19 protein-coding genes and 1 pseudogene are annotated in these 22,692 nt (G+C 60.4%); 5 read left to right on the forward strand and 15 right to left on the reverse strand.

Annotated elements, in window-relative coordinates; all coding sequences use genetic code 11:
* Nucleotides 1–134 precede the first annotated feature (134 nt).
* From P3W85_RS01265 to P3W85_RS45435, 4 genes are all read right to left on the reverse strand, one after another.
* Nucleotides 135–1,643 (reverse strand): flavin-containing monooxygenase, encoded by a 1,509-nt coding sequence (locus P3W85_RS01265; RefSeq protein WP_346430222.1) that lies wholly within the window; start codon nucleotides 1,641–1,643, stop codon nucleotides 135–137.
* 423 nt (nucleotides 1,644–2,066) lie between these two features.
* Nucleotides 2,067–3,278, reverse strand: coding sequence for a saccharopine dehydrogenase family protein (locus P3W85_RS01270; protein ID WP_276263433.1), 1,212 nt, complete (start codon nucleotides 3,276–3,278; stop codon nucleotides 2,067–2,069).
* On the reverse strand, nucleotides 3,275–3,637 hold the full coding sequence (locus tag P3W85_RS01275; RefSeq protein ID WP_276263434.1) for an alpha/beta fold hydrolase: 363 nt from the start codon (nucleotides 3,635–3,637) through the stop codon (nucleotides 3,275–3,277). The genes P3W85_RS01270 and P3W85_RS01275 overlap by 4 nt, the downstream gene beginning before the upstream one ends.
* Before the next feature lie 531 nt (nucleotides 3,638–4,168).
* Complete coding sequence (locus P3W85_RS45435; protein WP_430869469.1) at nucleotides 4,169–4,576, reverse strand: GrpB family protein; 408 nt, start codon at nucleotides 4,574–4,576, stop codon at nucleotides 4,169–4,171.
* A gap of 489 nt (nucleotides 4,577–5,065) precedes the next feature.
* Here P3W85_RS45435 and P3W85_RS01280 point away from each other — a divergent pair, with 489 nt between their 5' ends.
* The 3 genes from P3W85_RS01280 (at nucleotide 5,066) to P3W85_RS45440 (ending at nucleotide 8,679) form a co-directional block, all read left to right on the forward strand.
* Entirely contained in the window at nucleotides 5,066–6,085 is a 1,020-nt protein-coding gene (locus P3W85_RS01280; RefSeq protein ID WP_276263435.1) for a DUF535 family protein, read from the forward strand.
* Nucleotides 6,086–6,709: 624 nt separating this feature from the next.
* A complete protein-coding gene (locus P3W85_RS01285; RefSeq protein ID WP_276263436.1) occupies nucleotides 6,710–7,912 on the forward strand; it encodes a mechanosensitive ion channel family protein in 1,203 nt (400 codons plus the stop codon).
* 209 nt (nucleotides 7,913–8,121) lie between these two features.
* On the forward strand, nucleotides 8,122–8,679 hold the full coding sequence (locus tag P3W85_RS45440; RefSeq protein WP_430869468.1) for a transposase: 558 nt from the start codon (nucleotides 8,122–8,124) through the stop codon (nucleotides 8,677–8,679).
* Nucleotides 8,680–8,777: 98 nt separating this feature from the next.
* Here the strand turns inward: P3W85_RS45440 and P3W85_RS01295 are convergent, their stop codons facing one another.
* The 7 genes from P3W85_RS01295 to P3W85_RS01325 all read right to left on the reverse strand — a co-directional run bounded on the left by P3W85_RS01295 (nucleotide 8,778) and on the right by P3W85_RS01325 (nucleotide 17,501).
* Nucleotides 8,778–9,464: a TetR/AcrR family transcriptional regulator gene (locus tag P3W85_RS01295; protein WP_276263437.1), complete on the reverse strand. Its 687-nt coding sequence runs from the start codon at nucleotides 9,462–9,464 to the stop codon at nucleotides 8,778–8,780.
* Between the two features lie 432 nt (nucleotides 9,465–9,896).
* A complete protein-coding gene (locus P3W85_RS01300) occupies nucleotides 9,897–10,028 on the reverse strand; it encodes a hypothetical protein (RefSeq protein ID WP_276263438.1) in 132 nt (43 codons plus the stop codon).
* Nucleotides 10,029–10,343: 315 nt separating this feature from the next.
* On the reverse strand, nucleotides 10,344–11,798 hold the full coding sequence (locus P3W85_RS01305; protein ID WP_276263439.1) for an efflux transporter outer membrane subunit: 1,455 nt from the start codon (nucleotides 11,796–11,798) through the stop codon (nucleotides 10,344–10,346).
* Nucleotides 11,791–14,970 carry an efflux RND transporter permease subunit gene (locus P3W85_RS01310; RefSeq protein WP_276263440.1) on the reverse strand — a complete coding sequence of 1,060 codons (3,180 nt, stop codon included), beginning with the start codon at nucleotides 14,968–14,970 and terminating at the stop codon, nucleotides 11,791–11,793. The genes P3W85_RS01305 and P3W85_RS01310 overlap by 8 nt, the downstream gene beginning before the upstream one ends.
* Nucleotides 14,971–14,972: 2 nt before the next feature.
* Nucleotides 14,973–16,091, reverse strand: a complete 1,119-nt coding sequence (locus P3W85_RS01315; protein WP_430869470.1) for an efflux RND transporter periplasmic adaptor subunit — start codon at nucleotides 16,089–16,091, stop codon at nucleotides 14,973–14,975.
* Between the two features lie 358 nt (nucleotides 16,092–16,449).
* Nucleotides 16,450–17,058 carry an FMN-dependent NADH-azoreductase gene (locus tag P3W85_RS01320; protein ID WP_017224007.1) on the reverse strand — a complete coding sequence of 203 codons (609 nt, stop codon included), beginning with the start codon at nucleotides 17,056–17,058 and terminating at the stop codon, nucleotides 16,450–16,452.
* A complete protein-coding gene (locus tag P3W85_RS01325) occupies nucleotides 17,055–17,501 on the reverse strand; it encodes a GNAT family N-acetyltransferase (protein WP_276263442.1) in 447 nt (148 codons plus the stop codon). Before P3W85_RS01325 ends, P3W85_RS01320 begins: the two co-directional genes overlap by 4 nt.
* Before the next feature lie 136 nt (nucleotides 17,502–17,637).
* Between P3W85_RS01325 and P3W85_RS01330 the strand changes: the two genes are divergently transcribed.
* Nucleotides 17,638–19,062 carry a PLP-dependent aminotransferase family protein gene (locus P3W85_RS01330; protein ID WP_035805190.1) on the forward strand — a complete coding sequence of 475 codons (1,425 nt, stop codon included), beginning with the start codon at nucleotides 17,638–17,640 and terminating at the stop codon, nucleotides 19,060–19,062.
* Between the two features lie 144 nt (nucleotides 19,063–19,206).
* Here P3W85_RS01330 and P3W85_RS01335 read toward each other — a convergent pair.
* Nucleotides 19,207–19,632, reverse strand: a pseudogene (locus P3W85_RS01335) (ArgP/LysG family DNA-binding transcriptional regulator); the annotation flags it as partial.
* Between the two features lie 27 nt (nucleotides 19,633–19,659).
* Between P3W85_RS01335 and P3W85_RS01340 the strand changes: the two are divergent.
* Nucleotides 19,660–19,848 (forward strand): DUF2938 family protein, encoded by a 189-nt coding sequence (locus P3W85_RS01340; RefSeq protein WP_346430223.1) that lies wholly within the window; start codon nucleotides 19,660–19,662, stop codon nucleotides 19,846–19,848.
* 345 nt (nucleotides 19,849–20,193) lie between these two features.
* Here P3W85_RS01340 and P3W85_RS01345 read toward each other — a convergent pair whose 3' ends face one another.
* The 3 genes from P3W85_RS01345 to P3W85_RS01355 all read right to left on the reverse strand — a co-directional run bounded on the left by P3W85_RS01345 (nucleotide 20,194) and on the right by P3W85_RS01355 (nucleotide 22,405).
* Entirely contained in the window at nucleotides 20,194–21,405 is a 1,212-nt protein-coding gene (locus P3W85_RS01345; protein ID WP_276263444.1) for a saccharopine dehydrogenase family protein, read from the reverse strand.
* Nucleotides 21,402–21,764 (reverse strand): alpha/beta fold hydrolase, encoded by a 363-nt coding sequence (locus tag P3W85_RS01350; protein WP_276263445.1) that lies wholly within the window; start codon nucleotides 21,762–21,764, stop codon nucleotides 21,402–21,404. The genes P3W85_RS01345 and P3W85_RS01350 overlap by 4 nt, the downstream gene beginning before the upstream one ends.
* Before the next feature lie 182 nt (nucleotides 21,765–21,946).
* The gene (locus P3W85_RS01355; RefSeq protein WP_346430224.1) at nucleotides 21,947–22,405 is read right to left on the reverse strand and encodes a TniB family NTP-binding protein; all 459 of its coding nucleotides are present in this window, start codon (nucleotides 22,403–22,405) and stop codon (nucleotides 21,947–21,949) included.
* Nucleotides 22,406–22,692 lie beyond the last annotated feature (287 nt).

Here is a 22,692-nt window from a genome sequence, read left to right on the forward strand (position 1 = left end):
AACGGAGACGGACACGTTGACGTGCCCTGCGAGCTTCGCGTGTTCCACTGATTGCCTGGGCTGCCCTTCCATATCTGATTGACAGGCCGAATGGAGCAGTCGAGGGTAGGGCATCGGCTGCCCTACCCTCGGCACTACGGCTCCTGCCTGCTTTCGGCAGCGAACAGAAGATAGTCATCACACCGGAAGCTCCTGGCTCTGGCCCAGTACTGGGTACTGAAGCCAGGCCAAAGCGTCGTAACCTTGCCGCTGCGCTTGTCCTGATACCAACTTTTGCAACCGGTTACCCATACCGATGTCTTGAGCCGCTGCTGCAATATCCGGTTGTACTCAGCCTGAACCTCGCGCCTGACCTCCACCACAGTGCTCCCCTTCCTCCGAGCCTGTTTGAGTGCTCCGACTATGTGAGCGACATTGGCCTCGATAATGAATACCATCGAGTTGTGGCCGAGGCCCGTATTCGGCCCGGTAATCAGGAACAGGTTGGGAAAGCCACTGACGCTCGCGCCAACGTAGGCTTCTGCACCAAAACGCCACGCCTCGTTCAGTTCCAGTCCCATGCGCCCGTGCACCTTCAGCTTCCCAAGGGCTTCCGTCGCTTGAAACCCTGTGCCGTAGATGATGACATCGGCAGGATGAAGCCTGCCATCAGCCGACAGTACGCCTTCGGGAACGACACGCTCAATCGGGGTCGTTACCAATTCTGTGTTGGCGCGCTGCAAGGCAGGATACCAGGTGTCAGAGATCAGGATTCTCTTGCACCCCATCACATAATCCGGGCTGAGCTTGGCCCGCAGCACTGGATCTGGCACTTGCGCAAGCATGTGTTTGCGTGCGACCTTCTCGCCCCACTCCATGTATTTTGGATTGACCACGGTCCCCAGCGCGGACAACTCGTTCATCCAGTGGATGCGCCAGCGGTTCAGCCTCATGAAGGCGGGCACCCATCTGTTGATGGTCTTGCGCAAGTTCGAGATCGACCGATCGTGTCGCGGCACGATCCAAGGCGGTGTGCGCTGGAACACGCTGAGTTTTCCCGCGCTAGCTGCAATCTCCGGCACGAACTGGATCGCGCTGGCGCCCGTTCCGATCACGGCGATGCGCTTGCCCTGCAAGTTGCAGCCGTGGTCCCAGCGCGCTGAGTGAAAGGACGTTCCTTGGAACTGCTCAATCCCGCGAAGCTTCGGGATAGCCGGCTCGCTGAGCCCACCCGTACCCAAGATCAGGTAGCGCGATCGCAGGCTTCCGTTGTTAGTATGAACGCGCCACGTTTGCGTGCCGGCGTCGAACGCAGCACCGCTAACAAGGGTATTGAAGCGGATACGCTCGATCAGACCATACCGTCTGGCCGTCGCCTGCAGGTATTCGTAGATCTCGGCCTGCCCCGGATAAGTGCGCGACCAGTCCGGATTGAGTGCGAAAGAGAAGGAATACAAATGTGATGGGATATCGCACGCCGCGCCTGGGTAGTGGTTGTCGCGCCAGGTACCACCCACCGTCTCGCCTCGCTCGAGCATCAGAATCGAGTCGAAACCGGCCTCATGAAGCTTGATGGCCATGCATTGCCCTGCGAAGCCAGTGCCAACGATCACCACCTCCGCATCGACGTCCGCTGGCGATTCGTATAAAGACTGATTTATCACAATCCAACTCCAACAGTGCGGGCACGCCGCGCGATTTTAGATCCATATCCGAAGGCCCACACGTGGTGGGCGACCAGCTCGCCGAGCAATGACGCGAGCTCGGAGCGCATCGCCTCGCGATCAGCCGTCATGAGGAAATCCTTCGGCCGGCGGCCCGATGTCGCCACCGGTTGGCACTCAGGCCCCGTGGCCCTCCCTCCGTTGACCCGGCATCCTCGCTCATGTATGCATCAGGCGACTGACCTATGCTTCTCACGGCACTCTTGTATGAGATGAAGGCAGGCCGAACTCAGCATCAGCGACCGAACCCGGCACCAGACTTGTCTCGCCGCTCTCCTGTACCTCGTCGCCCCGGACCACCAAGTCACACACGTCCGGGTCATGAGCATCTGCGCACTACGCCGGCACTCAACTCGAGCCTTGCTATTGCACAAACGCTTCACGAAGTGCGACGACCGGCTGATTCGGATCACGAAGGCGGACAAATGGGCCTAAGTGCCCAAAGAACGCATCGGCCGGTATCGCAGCCTCGGGGGCACTTACCCCCCTTTTGCTGATCTGGTTCCTTGCCAGCATGAGTAACGCAACCGCCGTCGGGATGCAGGTATTTGGCCCCATTCCGCCAGGGATTTCGCCATTCAGCCAAGCGCTGCAGATATGCCGCTTCTCCCCCTTCCTGCCCTCCGCTATGGCAGCCATCTCGGCAGGGATGTAGCGCCTGCCAAACAGAGTCTCCGCGAGTGAGCGTTTCAACAGGTACATCGACTCACCAAACGAGAGCCCGGACAGGTCTTTGCTCACCAAAATCGTATGCAACAGTTCCGCAGCCTCCTTGACCGTCTGCCCGTGCTTGTCCACCCGGGCCTGCAAGACCTTCAGTACACCGGCCAGGCCATGAGAGAGCACCATCGCGTTAACGCTTTCACGGATGGATGGAAAAGTGCCCGGCAGAGTGACAGGTTCGGGGTGACCCACGGTATGGGCCTTGACCGTCCCTACGCCAGGCACGTCAAGGCGGATTTCGGCGAGCGGACTCCCAAATGCGATTTCCCCAGCCCTGAACACTGGAATACGTCCAGTGAGTTGCTCGACCCAGTGCTCCAGTGCTGCGCCCATCTCGGAGTCCGCGTTTTCTTCCTCCTTCGCGCGCGAAGTGCTTCCCCAGGTTGTCACCACACGATGCGGTGCACCCACCTGCCGGATCGCCGTGCTCGCCAGCAAATTAGCAACACCCGGGCTTGCCCCCATACCAATGATCGCAGTGATCCCCGCGGCCTCGGCCTTGGCGTGCAGATCCAGCATGGCCAGAGTCGGCTCGGGATCGTCGCAGATGTCGATGTAGTGGCAACCCGCATCGATTGCGCACTCGAGCACCGCCGTGCCGAAGAGGTAATATGGGCCGATGGTCGATACCACGACGTCGTATTGCCTCAGGACATTCGTCAGGGCCACACGGTCGCGTGCGTCCACCTCCATGGAATCTATGGATGGATGCCTCAGTGCAAGCGCATAGTCTCGGGCCGCACCCACGTTTCTGTCGGCGATGGTAAGCCGGGTAAAGGCCTTGAGCTTGATCGCCGTCTCGACAAAATGCCGGCCCATGAGGCCGCAGCCTCCCAAAGCAATCACGTTCATGCCGGTTCTCCTGCAAGCGGGCCGAGCATGGCCGGAATTGAGTTCAGGCTGACGGTGCCGTGCGCCAGGTCATCCAGGGAGTACGGTGCACTCCCCGTCAACCCCAGTTGCGTCAGCAAATGAAGCGAGGCTAGACGGGGCCTGCCGCTCAGCCGGCTTGACTTGCCAACGTCGCGATTGTCAAACCGGATCACCCGATAGCCCGCCCGCACGGTGCCTTCAACCAGAGCATCCGGCCATCCCGTCAGTTGCTGACAAAGTCCGTGAATCATCACGGCGGACGGGTCCGTGTCCGAGCCCAATGACTCATATGCGAGCCGGACATTGCCAATGCGAGCTAGCCCCAGTGTTGAAACCAAGATGCACTCCTAAGAACGTCATGTTTCGATGATACCTCAATACACATCATAACGGTTATTATGTCTTTTTGCACTGGAGTTCGCTCCAGTGCAAAAAGTTTTCCGATGGACTACCGCCTGCCGTCCGGTACCGGGCGTCGTGCCCTGTCCGGTACGGAGACCGACGGGATCACCGAGCTCTTGGAGCCTTGATTCCGCTCCCGGTTAGCCTGCCGTGTCCGATCTCTGCGCCCCCCGATCCTTCGCTGTCACGGAAGTCACATGGCCAGCCTTGGCGCGGCCCGGTTCCCCAGATCATCCATGCAGGAGAAGCCACCGGCACGGAAACCAGGCTGAGCGGCGTGGAGGCAAGTAGCCCGCCGATGACGGCTTCAACCCGGCCAAACACCCTGGAGCGGAGCCAGTGAGCGCCCAGCATACTCAGCATGTTGGTTGAGTCAGAGTGAGCGCTTTGGCTTTACTGATTCTTCAACGCTTCGGCACAGCAAGCGCCAGTGTTTCAACCTTTCTGATCCAGGCATCTTTGCAATCTCAGTAGGCGTGCGAGTCATTGGGGTGTAGCCGCTGGCATCGCGTCTTCTCTTGATCGTAGGCACGAGAGACGTCAACGTTATTGCGAAGGTAGTCCCGAAACGCAAGGTGCCGGACAATCTCAGGGGAACCTTCAGCGTAGCAATGAAGCTGGACGAGCCTGCTCTTAGAGATTGGATCGGTCTTAGTGCAGTAACGACGGCCTGGCAGGCCGAGTTCGCCCCGCCACTCGTAGCCTAGCCGCTCGATTTCGCCGCTGCAGTGATCCAAATCCGACAAGCTCGAGACTACTGGGATGAGGTCCAGCACCGGTTTCGCGCGGATGCCGGGAATCGCTGTTGATCCCACGTGGTGCACAGCCAACGCGCACGCGCCAATTGCTGCGATCAGTGCTTGGGCCTCCGTGATCGCCTCTGGAACGCGGCGAGGACGCCTGGTCCGGCTCTGCGCAACAGCGCAGGGGGCGGCAAAGCCGCTGCGTCACAGAAGTGAAGCTTGTTGAAGCAACGTCCCGCATTGCCGGTCCAGGAGGGGCCCTGACTAGGACATATTGCGACACCTGGCCAGGCACGACGAGCGGCGTCCCGATGTGTCCGAGGCTATGGTCTAGATCGCAATGGGTGGACCGCGGCTAATGGGCACGGTGTGCGGCAGCCTATCGAATGGCGCCACGATGGGAGCTCGGCGCGCCAACACCGATCGCATCATAATGGATATAATGTCATCGATCGCATGACGTAGAAACGTGATATCCGAGTAATACACCTTGAGACCTCAAAGCTACCAACTACCCAGATCTGCCATGTTCCCTCCCCTGTCGAATCACTGTGTTTTGTCGAGCGCGGGTTCGATTCGACTTCTGACAACGTCCACTATTCGAAGAAAGGAAGACTAGCCGTGCAAGGACCCCTGCCGAACCTGCCCTGGCTCCTCGGGCCGGATACCCGGCGTCTGTTATCCCAGGCCGGCCCTCTGATCTATTGGCGATATCTGTTCACACTGGGCGCCGTCTCGGCGTTCTGCCATCCGGTAGGAGCCAGCCGCTGGTGGATCAAGCGTCTCAAGCTGATCGGCCGTTCCACGTTCCGCCGCATTGCCGTCCAAACTTGGCTTGGGGCGGTGGCATCGTGTGGCCTGCTACGCCGCGTTGTGGCGGCACGCCCGGCCGTGCTCGAGCGCCCGTTTCGACCGCTGGCCCGCTTTGGATTTGATTTCGACGAGCGCATGCGCATCGTGCTGGAGCACTATCGCATCATGCACGCCAAGCTGCCTGCGGCGGTCTGCGAGCGCATCTACCTGTCAGCGGGCCTCGAGTGGCATGTGCCTGGCGCCGGGTATGCGCTGCGGCTTGCCGATTCCGGCCCCAACCCCAAGGAAGGCGAATTGGCCTTCTACTGGATTGACAAAGCCCACGGTGCCTGCTTGGCGCAACTGAGCTTTTACCTGACACAGGGCAAGCACGGCACAGAGGTGTTCATTGGTGGCTTGCAGGGGCCATCGGGCGGATCTAGCCGCGATTGGATCCGTGAGGCAACTCGCGCCTGCGATGGCCTGCGGCCAAAGGATGCGGTGATGGAAGCGCTGCTGGCGCTGGCTGCCACGCTCGGCGTGACACGCGTGGTTGCGGTGTCGCGCATAAACCACGTGGGTCGTCAGCGGCGCACTCCGCGCGCTATCCTGGCCGACTACGAGAGCTTCTGGACCGAGGCAGGCGGTCGGGAACTGCCTTGCGGGAACATGGAGGTGCCGGTAGCGCAGCCACGGCGCGACGTGATGTCGCTGCCGTCAAAGAAGCGCTCGGCCTACCGACGCAAGCTGCAGCGTCAGGAGGCGATCGAAGCGTTGGTCCGCGGTTGGCTGGGCGGGCCCAAAGTCGCCGTCCATGGGGATTCAGAGCAGGCTGTGGCAATAGCGTAGCCGAAAAGACCGTACTCATCAGGGTTCCCGCACACTCGCTGGAACTCATCCGTCAATCCGCCCCCAACGACTACCCGGAAGACGCCTTCGCTCGACAGGGTCTCGTTCACTGGCATGGACTATCAACGATCATTCTCACACTCCATGAATTGAGCCTTCCGAGATGCTGATGCGTGGCGCCGGGTCGCTTTGCCTCTCCCCTGCTGCCAACTGCAACGCCGGCGCGTCACAGAACGAGTGGCAATATCACCTATCGTAGGATTGCCGGCGCTATGCTCCGCGCAAGTACCGCATTCTGCGGAACTTGTTCCGACCTCGGCGGTTCCGCCCCCCGGAAGGGAGAGAGGCGGATATTCGTCAGTTTTCCGCAAGCCATGCTGAACTTTCGCTATGCCTCCACGAACCGAGATCGGTACGATTCTCTTTCTGCACGTCCGACCAGCAATTATCGTTAGGCAAGTCAAGCGCGGCAACCATTCTGGCGACCCTCACGCATACCGAGATGACTGCACAACTAAATTCCGGCTTTCCATCAAGCAAAAAAAAGCAAACAATTCGATAGAGGGAGCGAACGGGGAAATGATTGCATCCACACTCCCAATCTCGTGGGCGAAGGTCAATGCAATGGATGTCTTTGTGGGGTCGCTACTCACCCTGCTGATTGTGCTGGCGTCGATCCGGCTTTCGAAGGCAGCAGCAGGAAGACTCCGACAGAGTCCCTTCTGGAATACGGCAGTTGCATATCTTGCGTTTCCGGTCTGCGTTACTATTGGATTGCTCCTCGTTCAATGGCCTCTGAAGTCAGATAGCTATCTTCTGCATGTTTACATCGAAGTGGCCGTGGTGCTTCTTTTGTCGCACGCAATGGCCTGGGCCATCGCGCTGGTCTTTAGACCGACAGTCCTGCTAGATCGGGCACTTCGATTTGTAGCGCTGGTAACAGGGATTGTAGTAGCAGTACAGTCCCTAAAACCGCCAAAGGAACTGCTGCAGCTAGTCTCCGAGCTTGAGCTCAAGGTCGGAGCATCGAGGATCAGTGCAGAGGGTCTCTTCAATGGTGCGAGTTTTGGAGTGATTTTCTTCATCATTGCCATTTCCGTCTCGAAAGCTGTCGAACGGAAGCTGCTTCAAAGCAGAGCTCTCCCGCACAACCTTTTGCTTGCGCTTGCCAATATCAGCCGAGTAGCGATCTGGTCCGTTTCCGTCGTCCTCACTTTGGTGGCCATTGGAATCGATGCGACAACGATGGCTGCCTTTGGAGGCGCCTTGGGCATCGGGCTTGGTTTGGGGATGAAGCGCCTCGCATCAAGCTATATCAGTGGTTTGATCATTCTCTTTGAACAATCGATTCGCATCGGAGATACCATCTCGACCGGATCCCTAAAAGGGAATGTCACACACCTAACGGCGCGCTACACCATGATCCGATCAAGCGATGGTGTGGAAGCAATCATTCCAAATGATGTTCTGACCTCCACTACAATCGTGAATGAGTCGTGGTCAGATCGCAATATCAGGCTGGAAACATCAGTTCTCATAAAATCCGATAGTGATCTCAGCAGTGCGAGATCCAGCATGCTCAATGCCATTACCGATCAACCAAGAGCATTGTCGGAACCGGCACCGAGCGTCTACGTAGCCGGCATCGAGCGACTAGGTATACGCTTGGAAGCGCATTTCTGGATTGCGGACCCGGACAACGGAAAGCTCAATGTCATCTCTGATGTAAATGCTTCGATCATTCAACGCTTCCGCGAGAAGGGTATCCACTTCCCTGGCTCGCTGGACCTACTCTGCACTGGATTGATGCCTGACCCGGACCGGTAGCCACTAGCGACAAGAGCCTCTTGTGAGCGCGACGACGCCACAACCAATCACTTTCAGCATCGCATCGATTTCCAAACAGTTCAGGGCATTCTCGAGCCCGCCCTGGAAGGACAGGCGGGAAGTAAGCGGCGCCATTCTGAAGATAGGTAAGCGACTGTCCAATACCGTCCTTACGCTGAGTCCCCGCTGAGGAAAATAGATGCCCATCAATGGTTGGATGGGCATCTCTGCTCGCTACGGCGACCCTTATCGGAAGTACCTTCTGCAACGAACCGCGGCGACGCTTCACCAACGAGTACAAGCGGCAAGTCGTGCAAACGCTGCTGGCGTCGCCGATGTGGCTGTCGCGTGTGGCGCGTGAGCATGATCTGAACCACAACCAATTGGCCAGACGGCGTCGCGAGTACGAGCAAGGGAAGTGTGGCACCGCGGCCAATGAGGTAACGGAGTTTGTGCCAGTCTGCAACTCGGCGCAGTTCGGGTGGCAGTGGCTGCCGACGCGCTGTGCGCCAATCGAGCATCAGCACTTTGTCGTGAGGCGTCAGCGACAGGAACCGGCGCATCAGTCTGCGAAACCACCAGTACACCCTTTGCCAGGCCGGGCAATCCTTCGGCAGCACGCGCCAGCCAGATCCCGAGCGCATCAGATATCGAAGGCGTCGATGATTTCCCTCAGATCGGGCTTCCTGCGCCGTCCTCACTGGTCGGGCTTGGGCTGCAAACCATCAGTTGCCGCCCGCTGCACGTCTGTCAGGTCGCTTGACTAGCGTTTCGTCTTGGCTGCCATGCTTGCCCTGCCGCTCTCGGTGTCCTCTTTCCACATCCCAACTCTAGAACACATCCGCAGCGAATTCCCAAACAGGCTTTAAGCCCTGGGGACAAGGAAAGCCTGGATATGGCGCTTCACAAGCATGCGCTGCTGAGCCGGCGCGAATCGATCAGGGTCGATGACACGGCCTACGCCCAGGCCGTCGACCAGTGCCACCATTGCGTCAGCTTCCATGGCCAGGTCTAGGCTGCCGCGGATAAGCTTCTGCTTCTGCAGCGCAACCAGTTCTCCGGCCAGAGAGTCCCGCATGAACGCATAGCGCCGCTTGTGCTCGACGGACAGCATCTCGCTGCCCACCGATGCCTTCAAGAAGGCCAGCCAGATGCGCCACCCCGTTTCGCCCTCCTCGTCCAGCGGCAGCGAAGCGTAGAGAATGGTCTCGAGGCGCGCGATGCCAGTTACGCCATTCAGACGGCTCTCGACCTCCGCGACCAAGCCACTGATCAGGTGATCGAGCGCATAAATCAGCACCTCATCCTTGGTACGGAAGTAGTGCACCACCGCGCCGGTCGTCGCACCCATCTCTGCCGCGATTTCTCGGATGGTGACGTTCTCTAGCCCGACGCGGAGGATAGCACGCCAAGTCGCTTCAAGGACTTCAATACGCTTGCGCTCATAGACGTCCTCCTTGGTGTCCGCGGGCGCAGCCGCTTCGGCCTGCTTACCCGCGACAGCCTTGCGATTGAGGGGACGAGGTGCTCGATATGTAACCATGGGTTTCATTTTGTTTGTGCGGCAGCCTGGCTTGCGCCGGGCCCGCGCCATCATTGATGTGAAATCCCAGCCGTCGGGTGTCCGGCTGGACCGCTCCCTAGCATCATAACAATGATGATTCGCAATTTGCAGAAACCTTCACAGGCGGCCATCCTGAATTCGTCCGGTGCCGCCCAAATTACGAAAATAAGTGAAGCGGATTCGATCTGCTATCTGGCCTACGAACAGCCATTCCTGCGCCGGTCAAGGCTGTAGGGCCTAGTAAGCAGCGATAGCCGCACCTTGTCGCTCGTGTTCGATGCGTCGCCGCCAGATCAATCCGTTTGCCTAGAAAGTAGGTTCGTAGGCGGACACCGCCGGTTGAGTAGTTGCCGGCCGCAGCCGGTTCATCGCCGAGGCGAGCTGCTGGTTCAGCGACGCGGCCGAAAACTGATTTTGACACTACCCTATGGCCTTCATCATGCCGCCGCTGATTGCGGTGAAGTCCTTCGCGTTGCCCCGGTCGGCGCCGCGCACCTCGAACTCAGAGCACTCGCGCTTCTCGCCACTGACGGTGTCGAGGATCTGTAGCATGGTCCCTTCGACCGAACCGCGAATCTTCGACTGACCGGCCGGGCGACAGGATTGTCACCGCAGGAGATATGGCGCAATCGTATCGATTCAACCGACGTGAGCCGGCGCAAGACGTCGTCGCAGTTGAATAGCGCCAACACGCCCGCGAGCGTGGTGCAGGATACAACTCGCCCCGTACACAAGGCTCGCTCTCGCGAGTGACGCCGTAGATTTGCGAAATGACAGAGCCAGCATCGCTGTCTTCCTCGAGTTCATCGAGCATGCCGAAGAAGGCTGATAGCCCTACGCAACCACGCCCGTAATGCCGGCGCCCTACTATCGACTGCCCTGGCTACCGGCGGCCAAGTCATCGCGCTGCGGCAGCTTCTGCGACCAGCCGCCCGCCAAAGCTCGGTACAGGGCGACCGCCGCGGTGGCGCTGCGCGCCCTGCCATCGGCGAACGCTTCCTGAGCTCGGAGCTGGGTTCGCTCCGCATCCAACACCTCGTAGAGACTGATCTCGCCCGCCTGGAACCGTGCGCGGGCCAGGCGCGCGGCATGCGCGCTTTCGGCGGCGGCACGCTCCAAGTGAGCATCCTCGTCGCGTGTTCGCGAGAAGCGTACAAGGGCATTCTCCGTGTCCTCAAGGGCGCGAAGCACAGTTTGCTGGAACTGCGCCAGGAGTCCTTCAGCTTCGGCGTCGCTTGCAGCGATGCGCGCGCGAACTCGCCCTATGTCGAGAAAAGACCAGTCCACACCCAGCACGATCGAGTTGGTCGCGCTACCGCTCTCGAAGACAGCACCCGGTCCGAAGGCAAACGTGCCCACCATCGCACCCAGGCTCAGGCGGGGATACAGGTCGGCCGTTGCCACGCCGATGCGCGCCGTCGCCGCGTGCAGGCGCTCCTCGGCCGCCGCCACATCAGGACGGCGGCGCAGCAGCTCTCCCGGCGTCTCAGGATCGATGGCCTCGGGAATACGAGGCAGCGGTCGCGGCGCGTCGAGATCGGCTATCAATGCCGCCGGAGATTGGCCGGTCAGCACCGCAAGCCGGTGCTGATCGACCGCAATCCGCACCCGCAGCGCCGGTACGCGTGCTTGCGTGCTCTCCAGCTGCGCGCGTGCGCGCGCGACGTCAAAGTTGGATCCGCGCCCTGCATCCAAGCGGTTTCCGACAATTCGCAGGGTTTCGCGCTGGTTCTCAACATTGGCAAGGGCTACGCTTAGTTGTTCCTGTGCGCCGCGAAGATCAACGTAGACGTTCGCGACCTCCCCAACGATGACGATCTGCATCGCCTGGAAGTCGGCGGAGCTAGCGGCCACCTCCGCCCGCTGCGCTTCGATGCTACGCCGAACACGGCCAAACAGGTCAATTTCCCAGCTCGCATTGACACTTGCGTCGAAAGGGCGCGAAGTGCGCGGAAAACCATATGACTGGTAAACGCTGACGCGCTCCCGCCCGGCCTGCGCGCTAGCGGTGACGGTCGGGAAGCGATCCAGTCCCACATCCCTCAGGATGGCGGCGTCCTTGTCGACGCGCGCCAGAGCAACGCGCAAGTCGTGGTTCGCCGCCAGCGACAGGGCGATGAGTTCGCTCAGTTGCGGATCGCCGAAGGCATGCCAGAACTCCGCGTCATTGACAGGCAGCTGTGGAGCGTCATCAGTGCGTGCCTCAGCGCGCGCGAATGCCGGAGAATGCGGCATCGCTGGCTGCCGGTAGTCGGGGCCGACCGCGCAGGCGCCCAACGAGAGGACAAGAATCAGGCCCGGCGCAAGGCGGTGTCTATTCATGTACGATACCTCCTCCAACCGTGATGGCCGGCTCCGACGCCTTTGTCGCCCGACGCGTGGCAAGCTTGCGGAGCACTACGTAAAACACCGGTGTCAGGAACAAGCCGAACAGCGTCACGCCCAGCATGCCGGAAAATACCGTGATGCCCGTCGCCTGACGTACCTCGCTACCCGCCCCGTGGCCAACAAGCAAAGGAACTGACCCCGCGATGAAGGCAACCGAGGTCATCACGATCGGGCGCAGGCGCAGATGGCATGCTTCGAGCGCTGCCGCGACAATTCCCCGGCCGTGCATCTCGAGCTCGCGGGCAAACTCCACGATCAGGATGGCATTCTTGCAGGCCAGCCCCATCAGCACAACCAGGCCGACCTGAACGAAGACGTTGTTGTCGCCACCTGTCAGCCAGACGCCGAACAGGGCTGCGCACACGCATACCGGTACGATCAGGATCACCGCTAAAGGCAAGGTCCAGCTTTCATAGAGCGCGGCCAGCACCAGAAAAGCCAGCATGACCGCGAGCGGGAACACGATCATCGCGGCGTTGCTCTGCGTGACCTGCTGGTAGGTCAGGTCGGTCCACTCCAGCTTGATGCCGGGCGGAAGCACCCTGGCCGCGATCTCGGTCAGCTTCTCGATGACCTGACCGGACGATAGCACTCGCGGATCGGAATCGCCGATCAGGTCCGCCGCCGGGTGGCCGTTATAGCGCACTACCGGATCCGGCCCGAAGCTCGGAGTCACCTCCACCATAGCGCCGATCGGCACCATCTCCCCGCGGGCGTTGCGCACGCGCAAGTTGCCTATGTCTGCCTCCCGTTGCCGGAAATTGCTGTCGGCCTGCGCCGTGACCCTGTAGACCCGCCCGAACAAATTGAAGTCATTGATGTAGACGGAGCCCAGATAGGTTCGCAAGGTCTCGAAAAGGTCCGTCAGGGCAACACCTTGCGCCTTCGCCTTGACCCTGTCCACCTTCACTTCGAGCTGCGGGATATTGACTTGGTAGGAGCTTACGGGGAAGGTCATGCCTGGTGTCTTCGCCACCTCCGCCTGGAAGGCGGTCATCGCATTCTGCAGTGCGCCATAGCCGAGGCCGCCGCGGTCCACCAGGTAGAGCGAGTAGCCGGATCCATTTCCCAGGCCTTGAATGGGCGGCGGCAACAACGCATAGGCAAAGCCGTCCTTGATCGCGGCCAGTTTCTCACTCAACTCGGCATTGATCGCTGCTGCGCTACGGCCGCGCTTGTCGAACGGATCGAGCATGATGTAAGAGGCCGCTACATTTGGTGTGTTCACCGATTGCAACGCATTGAGGCCCACATAGCTGGCCGTCGCCTCCACCCCGTCGACGCCGAGGGCAATCTCGTTGATCGTTTGCATCACTGCCTCGGTCCGCGCAAGCGACGCGCCTTCCGGCAGCTTGGCGCCAGCAAAAAGGTACAGCTTGTCCTGGGTCGGAATAAAGCCGCCCGGTACCCCATGCAAGAGCAGCACAGTCCCACCAAGCAGAATGAAATAGACGACAAAAACCACGCCTCGGCGGCCAAACGTGTAGGCCACCACGCCTTGGTAGCGATTCGAGCTGCGCTCAAAAAATCGGTTGAATGGACGAAACAGCCATCCCAGCGAACGGTCGATCAGTCGCGCTAGTGGGTCCTTCGGCGCATCATGCCGGGTCAGCAATTTGGCAGCGAGCGCAGGCGACAAGGTAAGCGAGTTGATTGCCGAGATTACCGTCGAAATCGCGATCGTCACTGCGAATTGCTTGTAGAACTGCCCCGTCACACCACTGAGGAATGCCATCGGAACGAACACCGCGCACAGTACCAGGGCGATGGCGACAATCGGCCCCGACACCTCCCGCATCGCCTGGTGCGCCGCATCGCGCGGGCTCAGGCCTTGCGCCAGGTTGCGCTCGACGTTCTCCACCACGACGATAGCGTCGTCCACTACAATCCCGATCGCCAGCACCAATCCGAATAGCGTCAGCGTATTGATCGAATACCCCAACAGATGCAATCCTGCGAATGTGCCGACGATTGAAACCGGCACCGCGGCCAGTGGAATGATCGATGCACGCCAGGTCTGCAGGAACAGGATGACCACCAGTACCACCAAAACCACGGCCTCAATCAGCGTATGCTGCACGGCGCGGATCGAATCTCGCACAAAGACAGTCGGGTCCCAAACGGGCTGGTACTCGATGCCCTGGGGAAATGTCCGGGAGAGCTCATCTAGCTTGCCGTAGACGGCATTGGCCACGTCCAATGCGTTGGCGCCAGGCGAAAGGAAAATACCCACCGACACGGCGCTCTGGCCGTTCTCCCGCACCCGCATGGTGTAGTCGCCCGCCCCGAGTTCGATCCTAGCCACGTCCGACAGCTTCACGACCTGCCCGTCTGCTCCATTCTTGAGGACAATGTCGCCAAACTCCTTCTCGCTGCGCAGGCGTCCCTGCACATTGATCGGCAGCAGGAAGTCGGTCGCCGGTGGCGTGGGCTCGGCACCGAGTTGGCCGGCCGAGACCTGCACGTTCTGCTCGCGCACCGCATTGACCACGTCCGACGCCGTGATGCCCCGCGCAGCCAGCCTGTTCGGGTCCAGCCAGAGTCGCATCGCATAGTCCCCGGATCCATACAACTGGACGTCCCCCACACCCTTCAGGCGCGATAGTTCATCTTTGATATGCAGGTTTAGATAGTTGCGCAAGTACAGGGCATCGTATTGGTTCCCCGGAGACAGCAGGCCCAGGTACATCAATGGCGTCGCAGATTGCTTCTGCGTCGTTATTCCGTACCGGCGGACATCCTCAGGTAGCCGTGATTGTGCCTGGCTTACCCGATTCTGCACACGCACAGCTGCGGTATCCGGATCGATCCCGGGCAGGAAGGTGACCACAACCTGCAGGCTACCGTCCGAACCGGCAACCGACTTCATGTACATGATCCCTTCTACGCCGTTGATCGCCTCCTCGAGTGGCGTCGCCACAGACTCGGCAATCTCCTTGGGATTGGCACCGGGATACGTCGCGCGAACTACAACGCTAGGTGGAACCACCTCCGGGTACTCCCCGGCCGGCAGCATGGGAATCGAAATCAGGCCAAGGGAAAAGATGATGATGGATAGCACGATCGCAAAGATCGGGCGATCGATGAAGAACTTTGAAAAATCCATGCTCAATCCACCGCGATGGTCGCGGTCCCACCGATGTCCGCGCGCGTTGGCGCTCGGCCCATCGCGACTTCGTTCGGCTTGACGGAAGCACCAGGGTAGTAGACCCGTTGCAAGCCATTGACGATGACTTTGTCACCCGCCTTCAACCCGGTACGGACCACTCGCAGGCCATCGCTATCGCGTCCCAGCGTGACCTCCTTGCGAATCGCCTTGTTGCCTGCGCCCAATACATAGACGTACATTCTGTCCTGGTCTGTCAGGACAGCCTTGTTGTCGACCAGAATCGCCTGGGACTCGCCGCCCGACAGGCGCACGCGCGCGTACAGCCCCGGCGTGAACACGCGATCCTTGTTCGGGAGGATGGCCCGTACTCGGATGCTGCCGGTGCCTGGATCGACCTGGTTGTCCAGAAAATTCACAGTGCCGGCGTGCGGGAAGCCCTGCTCGCTGGCCAGCCCGACGCGCACCTGGTATGCATGCGCGGCTGTGCCCCCACTGGGCAGGCCCCGATAGCGTAGGTAGCTGTGTTCGTCCGGGTCGAAGTAGACGTAGACTGGATCCTGCGAGACAACCGAAGTCAAGAGCGTCTGGTCGGCCACCACCAGGTTGCCTGGTGTCAGCATGGCGCGGCTAGCACGCCCTCTGATCGGCGAACGCACCTCGGTAAACTGCAAGTTTAGCCGTGCGACAGCCACTGCCGCTTCGGCTGCGCGCAGGTCCGCCTGGCCACGTTCGACGTTCGCGCTGCGCGTTTCCGCCTCCTCGCGCGAGCCGGCCTCGGCCTGTAGCAACCTCTGGGAGCGCTGGTCCTGCAATTGCGCCAATGCCAGCGTGGCTCGCGTCCGCGTCAAAAGCGCGAGCGCACTATCCAGCGCAGCGCGATAAGGACGAGGGTCGATCACGAACAGGATCTCACCCTTATCCACCATATCGCCTTCCTTGTATGCAATGCGTTCAATATAGCCGCTCACCCGCGCGCGCACCTCGACCGAATCGACCGCGCTAATGCGCCCATTAAACTCGTCCCACTCCTTGACAGACTGCAGCTGGACTGTAGCGACGTCTACCTCGGCAGCCGCGCCAGCGCCCTCGGCCGGGTTTCCCTCTGAACACCCGGCCATCAGAGCGGCCACGGCTACCGAAGCGGCAATGGCTGAGCGGTAGCGCGCGCGCCTGGGTCTCGGGCCCGGCGCGGGTTGCCCAGCTTGTTGATTGGCTTTCACGTTGCTTTATCTCCATCGACGCCGAGGCCGTAGGCGGACATCGCCATTCTCGACGCACAACGCCCCTCACTGGCTTTTGGATCGACCTGTGAGCAGACAGTCGTTGGGTTTTTCCAGGCAGGCAGTGCTGCAGGCATGTGGAAGGCCGCCATCAGAAAAGGGCGAGCTCCGGCGGCGACACATCATGCTGGTGTGGCTTGCCCGCGCGCGGCCAGCCCGTCTCGTTTCGTTGCCGGTCTGATTGACTCAGTCCGCTCTATGCAAAGTAGCCAGCGAGTGCGTGTTGCGCCGCGCGCCTGGCTTCAGCTAGTGCATCCGGGCCGAAGGCGGTTCCCTCCACTGTGAAGAAGTGGGTACTACGCAGTCCGATGGTTTCCAGGATTGCCCGCAGGTAGGGAGTTAGAAAGTCCGGCTGCCCAGCCGCTTCACCTGAGAACCGGCCGCCGGACGAAACCGCAACATAGACCGGGCGGTCGCGCAGCACGCCAACCTTGCCCGTCTGCGTGGACCGGAATGTGCGCCTGACGCGAACGATATGATCGATCCAGGCCTTTAGTACCGACGGCACCGTGTAGTTGTGCAAGGGCGTGGCGATGATCAGGCAGTCGGATTCCTCCAGTTCCCTGATCAACGCCTCCGATACCTCCAGCGTCCCTGCGACAACACCTTCGTACTCCTCCGTCGCGGATGCCAGGGCCACCGCATAGCCGGTGTCGATGTGGGCAATGGGCATCCCACCGAGATTGCGCTCGATGAGGCTTGCGTGCGGTTCCCCGCCAAGCAGACCTTCCACAATGGCCTGTGAGAGCCTGAAGCTCTCGGATGCCTGCCCCCGATTGCTGCAGCTGACTCGCAGTATCTTCACGCCTGCTCCAGGGATAGCGGCTTGCTGAAGCGGATGGCGCCGGTCAACAAGCCCTCTCGAAAATAGAAGCGCTGTGCCAGCGCATTCGACAGGCCCGTATCCAGCACCAGCTGTGCGCACTCCGACCGCTTTGCGACAGAACTCAACTCATCCAGCAGTCTCCTGCCCAAACGATCGCCGCGGCTGGCGGCAGTCACAACGAGATCGTCCACATAGAGGAAGCGGCCGAAGATGAGGTTTTGCTGGACGCGATATCCAGCCAGTGCGAGCGGCACTTCGTCTTCCCACGTGGCCAGGAGCCGATATCCCTCGCCCATGAGCCGTCGAACCTGCTCGAGGAAGCCAGCCTCGTCCGCCAGATGCGGCCGTAGTTCCCGCATGACAGGGAAGCAAGCGCGCAGCTCACCGTCGGTTTCCGCGTGTCGTAGCACAAAATCGTTCACACCCTCTCCTTCACTTCGTTCAAATACTGTGGCTGTGCGGACATAGCGCCGCGCACCTCGGCCCCTGACAAGGCGCTATGCTATTGCGATTTGATGCACAATGGACAGAGCCACAAACTGCCATCCGAACTAGGCCATGAATCCGACGAAGATTGATACGCGGTTGCCTCTCAACGAGGACGCCCTAGAGCCGCTCTACAGACAGATCTACGCTCGAGTCAGAAATGCAATTGCCGACGGCTTACTCAAGCCCGGCGACCGCATTCCCGCTGCCCGCGGGCTCGCGAAGGAACTGGGACTTGCGAGGGGCACGGTGGATAACGCCTATGCACTACTGGTGGCTGAAGGCTACGTCCTGTCTCGCGGGCAGGCCGGCACCGTTGTGGCGCCTGGCGTAATGCTCCGCACGGCCGCTCCTCGCCCGGAAAAGCGAGCGAAGCCAGAGCCCTTCCCCTTGGGTGCACTCCCTGAGCACATCAAACCGCTGCAGCTAGGGCTCCCCGCGCTCGATGCGTTTCCGCGAAAGATATGGGCCCGGATCAGTGCACGATGCGTGCGTGCCATGCAACCTGCGGACATGGCCTACCCGCCTGTATTCGGCCAGCGGGCCCTGCGCACATCGATCTCGACGTATTTGAACGTTTCCCGGGGAATCGACTGCAAGCCATCACAGGTTATCCTCACATCGGGTTATCGCGAGACGCTTGGCTTGGTGTCCCGCGCTCTGTTGGACCCGGGGAGTCAGGTTTGGGTCGAGGATCCCGGCTATCCGCCGACGCGCGCGCTGCTACAGCAGGCAGGCTACTCGCTTGCACCCGTCCCCGTGGATCACGAAGGGATCGTCGTAGCGGAGGGCGTCCGATCCGCGCCGCATGCCCGCGCTGCGGTAGTCACGCCGGCACATCAAAGTCCGCTCTGCGTGTCGCTCTCTCTGCCGCGCCGGCTGGCGCTGCTGGACTGGGCTTCCCGCAACCAAGCCTGGATCGTCGAGGACGACTACGATGGCGAGTATCGATATGTCGGCCGGCCGCTGCCCGCCCTCAAAAGCCTGGACCGCGACGGTCGCGTGCTGTATTCCGGCACCTTCAGCAAGGTTCTCTTCCCCGGCATCCGTCTGGCATACCTGGTAGTGCCCGAGGCATTGGTGGAGCGGTTCGAGCAGATCTCCCAAATATTTGGCGGCGGCAGTCCGGCCCTGACGCAAGCCATCGTGAGTGCGTTCATGGCCGAAGGTCACTTCGCCCGGCATATCCAGCGCACGCGCAAACTTTATGGAGAACGGCGCGACGTCGCGGCAGCGTCCTTGAGCGCTGTCCTCGCAAAGATGATGCAGGTCGAACCGCAGCCCGGTGGCATGCACCTCGTGCTCCGCATGCATGGCGCGGCACGATCCGATAGTGCCCTGGCTGCGCGGATGCGCGCATCCGGCCTCTATGCGCAATCGTTGACGGACTGGAGCATCGGGAAGCCGCAGGCACGCGCCGTCTTTGTCAGCTTTACGAATATCGAATCCGAAGCTACCGCGGTGGCCCTCGGCAGCCGCATCCGAAAGCTGCTGTGAACGCATGCGAGGGGCTGGCCGTGTCGGACACGGTAAACGCTTGACTATCGCACGCAAAGACTACAAAGCCATAGCGATTGCACACCGCTATCCGCATCATTGCGGACTACCACTTGCATTGATCGAACGCGTCTCTCTCCGGGGAGAAGGCAACGTGTGCCGAGGAAGTTCCACATGCCGATGGCACAAGCGCCCTGCCCGGCGTGCCTGCAAGTCGTCCTTCGTGTTGAACACCAGACTGGGCGCATTTGCCAAGCTCCTCGCACCCACACCGTCGGCGAAATAGCGTTGTACGAATGCCGGACTGGCCGCAGCCCGATAGCGCATCAAGCCCAGCGTGTGGCTGTTGCAGCCTGCGGCAGGGTGGGCTGTGGCCGTTACGGCCGCGAGGACAGCCCCTGCGCAACCACTCGGTGATGTGATCCTGATCGTCTACCGCTACCTCGATCAGTTCAGGGTTCTTCGCGGCGAAGGCTGCTATGCACATGGCTGCCCACGCGGCGAGGCTGTCAGCATTCACTGCGATTGGGAAGCTATACGCGCAATCCCATGCGGAGCAAGGGCCGGTAGGCGCGCGAACCTACCTTGCTTCCAGCGGTGCTCCTCGGCGTACTCAGCGTCCTGGCGCCTTTCCTCATCATGCAGCCGGGCATGTGCGCAGGTGTCGCTGCTTCCAGGACCCCTCCGCCCAGCACGACGCGCTGGCGGAGCCTGATGGCGCATACATCGTTTGGGATTGGAATGTACGTCGCGGCTGTGATTTTTGCCCGTCTATCCGGTTGGTGAGCGGGTATGCGACAGATGAGCGCTCCCGGCAGTCGTTGCCTCGTCTCTTGAAAAGGAGATGAGGACGTCGAACTCCGCCGCCTTCGATGCTTCTCCTTGCTGTAACAGGACTATGCCGAGATCCGAAGGCTGGAAGTAGGCGAGTTGCGAAGATGTTGTAAGGTCGGCTGCAACTCACACGACCCTCGCCATCCATACGTGATATTTTTTCGGATCTTCCGCACCCAAACAGAGCTGACGTCGTCGCAAAGGGAAGTGGCCAGGTGCACGGACGTGCGGGTGGTCGGTTGCATTCCGTCCTCGGGGTGGATGGCTTTCCAGGCCGCTACCTCTGGGCGGGCCTGGCTATTGCACAAAGGCTTCACGAAGGGCGACGACCGGCTGATTCGGATCACGAAGGCGGACAAATGGGCCTAAGTGCCCAAAGAACGCATCGGCTGGTATCGCAGCCTCGGGGGCACTTACCCCCCTTTTGCTGATCTGGTTCCTTGCCAGCATGATTAGCGCAACCGCCGTCGGGATGCAGGTATTTGGCCCCATTCCGCCAGGGATTTCGCCATTCAGCCAAGCGCTGCAGATATGCCGCTTCTTCCCCTTCCTGCCCTCCGCTATGGCAGCCATCTCGGCGGGGATGTAGCGCCTGCCAAACAGAGTCTCCGCCAGTGAGCGTTTCAACAGGTACATCGACTCACCAAACGAGAGCCCGGACAGGTCTTTGCTGACAAAGATTGCATGCATCAGTTCCGCCGCCTGCTTGATGGTCTGCCCATGCTTGTCGACCCGGGCCTGCAAGACCTTCAGTACACCGACCATGCCATGAGAGAACACCATCGCGTTAACGCTTTCACGGATGGATGGAAAAGTGCCCGGCAGAGTAACAGGTTCGGGGTGACCCACGGTATGGGCCTTGACCGTCCCTACGCCAGGCACGTCAAGGCGGATTTCGGCGAGCGGACTCCCAAATGCGATTTCCCCAGCCCTGAACACTGGAATACGTCCGGTGACTTGCTCGACCCAGTGCTCAAGTACCGCGCCCATCTCGGAGTCCGCGTTTTCTTCCTCCTTCGCCCGCGAAGTGCTTCCCCAGGTTGTCACCACACGATGTGGTGCACCCACCTGCCGGATCGCCGTGCTCGCCAGTAAGTTGGAAACACCCGGGCTTGCCCCCATACCAATGATCGCAGTGATCCCCGCGGCCTCGGCCTTGGCGTCCAGATCCAGCATGGCCAGAGTCGGCTCGGGATCGTCGCAGATGTCGATGTAGTGGCAACCCGCATCGATTGCGCACTCGAGCACCGCCGTGCCGAAGAGGTAATATGGGCCGATGGTCGATACCACGACGTCGTATTGCCTCAGGACATTCGTCAGGGCCACACGGTCGCGTGCGTCCACCTCCATGGAATCTATGGATGGATGCCTCAGTGCAAGCGCATAGTCTCGGGCCGCACCCACGTTTCTGTCGGCGATGGTAAGCCGCGTAAAGGCCTTGAGCTTGATCGCCGTCTCGACAAAATGCCGGCCCATGAGGCCGCAGCCTCCCAAAGCAATCACGTTCATGCCGGTTCTCCTCCAAGCGGCCCGAGCATGGCCGGAATTGAGTTCAGGCTGACGGTGCCGTGCGCCAGGTCATCCAGGGAGTACGGCGCACTCCCGGTCAACCCCAGTTGCGTCAGCAAATGAAGCGAGGCTAGACGGGGCCTGCCGCTCAGCCGGCTTGACTTGCCAACGTCGCGATTGTCAAACCGGATCACCCGATAGCCCGCCCGCACGATGCCTTCAACCAGGCCATCCGGCCATCCCGTCAGTTGCTGACCAAGTCCGTGAATCATCACGGCGGGCGGGTCCGTGTCCGAGCCCAGTGACTCATATGCGAGCCGGACATTGCCAATGCGAGCTAGCCCCAGTATTGAAACCAAGATGCACTCCCAAGAACGCCATGTTTCGATGATACCTCAATACACATCATAACTGTTATTATGTAGATTTGCACTAGAGTTCGCTCCAGAGCAAAATTCTTCCCGATGGGATACCGCTACCGAAGCCACCGATGATGGTGGCCGCAAAGGCCTTCAGAGCGATTGGTTCGCCCATATTCACATCAGCAAACTACATCGGCGCAACGAGCCAACCTGCGAATGAAGCGGTTCGACGGACGTCGAAGCGGCAAAACCATCTCGAAAGCAGCAAGAAGAGAACGAAATGCCTCCGTCTCCTGCCATCTCGGTACCTCGAGACGGGCGAATCGACTGACCATCTGGGGATCCGTTTGGAGCGCCATGACGGCGTCTTGAGTACCAACGAGGACAACAGCGATCTTCAAGTCATTGGCGAGAAACTTCAGCAGATTCAAGGATGCACGCTGTTCCCGATAGTTGCCTGCCAACAAGTGATGAACCTCGTCAACGATCAGCATGCGCGCCGAAACTTTTCGAAGCAGTGCGCGACTCAAGTTCTCAAGTGCAGATAGCCTTGCCGTTCTCAGCTTGCTTACGCATGAGGGGAGCCCTCCCGAGCGGACGTAAGACCCTCGCAATCGCCAGTTCGCGCTTCGTTGCAATCCTCATGGCCGTGTTCAAGACCGTGGTCTTACACACTAGGCGATTTACTGAACGGTCGACTCGGGCTGGCGGAATTAGTGGACGCGGCACCCCAAAACGCGTTGCCTACGAACAACAGTGGTGCACGTCACAACGCAGAAAATTGCTTATGGATCAATCAGTTAGATCGATGATCATTGGCGGATTTAATGGTCACCGTTTGCCGAATTAATGGTCGGCAACACCTGTTGTACGAGCGCTTTCTGGCTGGTCGAGGCCGGCTACCTGGCCGGCAACCCGTTGTCGC

It is taken from the genome of Cupriavidus basilensis (assembly GCF_029335485.1).
Lineage (GTDB): Bacteria > Pseudomonadota > Gammaproteobacteria > Burkholderiales > Burkholderiaceae > Cupriavidus > Cupriavidus basilensis_E.

Bases quoted from the DNA above. Each gene is read 5' to 3' on its own strand.
- P3W85_RS01270 (WP_276263433.1), bottom strand. From the start codon at position 3,278: ATGAACGTGATTGCTTTGGGAGGCTGCGGCCTCATGGGCCGGCATTTT.
- P3W85_RS01285 (WP_276263436.1), top strand. From the start codon at position 6,710: ATGGATGTCTTTGTGGGGTCGCTACTCACCCTGCTGATTGTGCTGGCG.
- P3W85_RS45440 (WP_430869468.1), top strand. From the start codon at position 8,122: ATGGTTGGATGGGCATCTCTGCTCGCTACGGCGACCCTTATCGGAAGT.
- P3W85_RS01295 (WP_276263437.1), bottom strand. From the start codon at position 9,464: ATGAAACCCATGGTTACATATCGAGCACCTCGTCCCCTCAATCGCAAG.
- P3W85_RS01300 (WP_276263438.1), bottom strand. From the start codon at position 10,028: ATGCTACAGATCCTCGACACCGTCAGTGGCGAGAAGCGCGAGTGCTCT.
- P3W85_RS01305 (WP_276263439.1), bottom strand. From the start codon at position 11,798: ATGAATAGACACCGCCTTGCGCCGGGCCTGATTCTTGTCCTCTCGTTG.
- P3W85_RS01310 (WP_276263440.1), bottom strand. From the start codon at position 14,970: ATGGATTTTTCAAAGTTCTTCATCGATCGCCCGATCTTTGCGATCGTG.
- P3W85_RS01315 (WP_430869470.1), bottom strand. From the start codon at position 16,091: ATGGCCGGGTGTTCAGAGGGAAACCCGGCCGAGGGCGCTGGCGCGGCT.
- P3W85_RS01330 (WP_035805190.1), top strand. From the start codon at position 17,638: ATGAATCCGACGAAGATTGATACGCGGTTGCCTCTCAACGAGGACGCC.
- P3W85_RS01345 (WP_276263444.1), bottom strand. From the start codon at position 21,405: ATGAACGTGATTGCTTTGGGAGGCTGCGGCCTCATGGGCCGGCATTTT.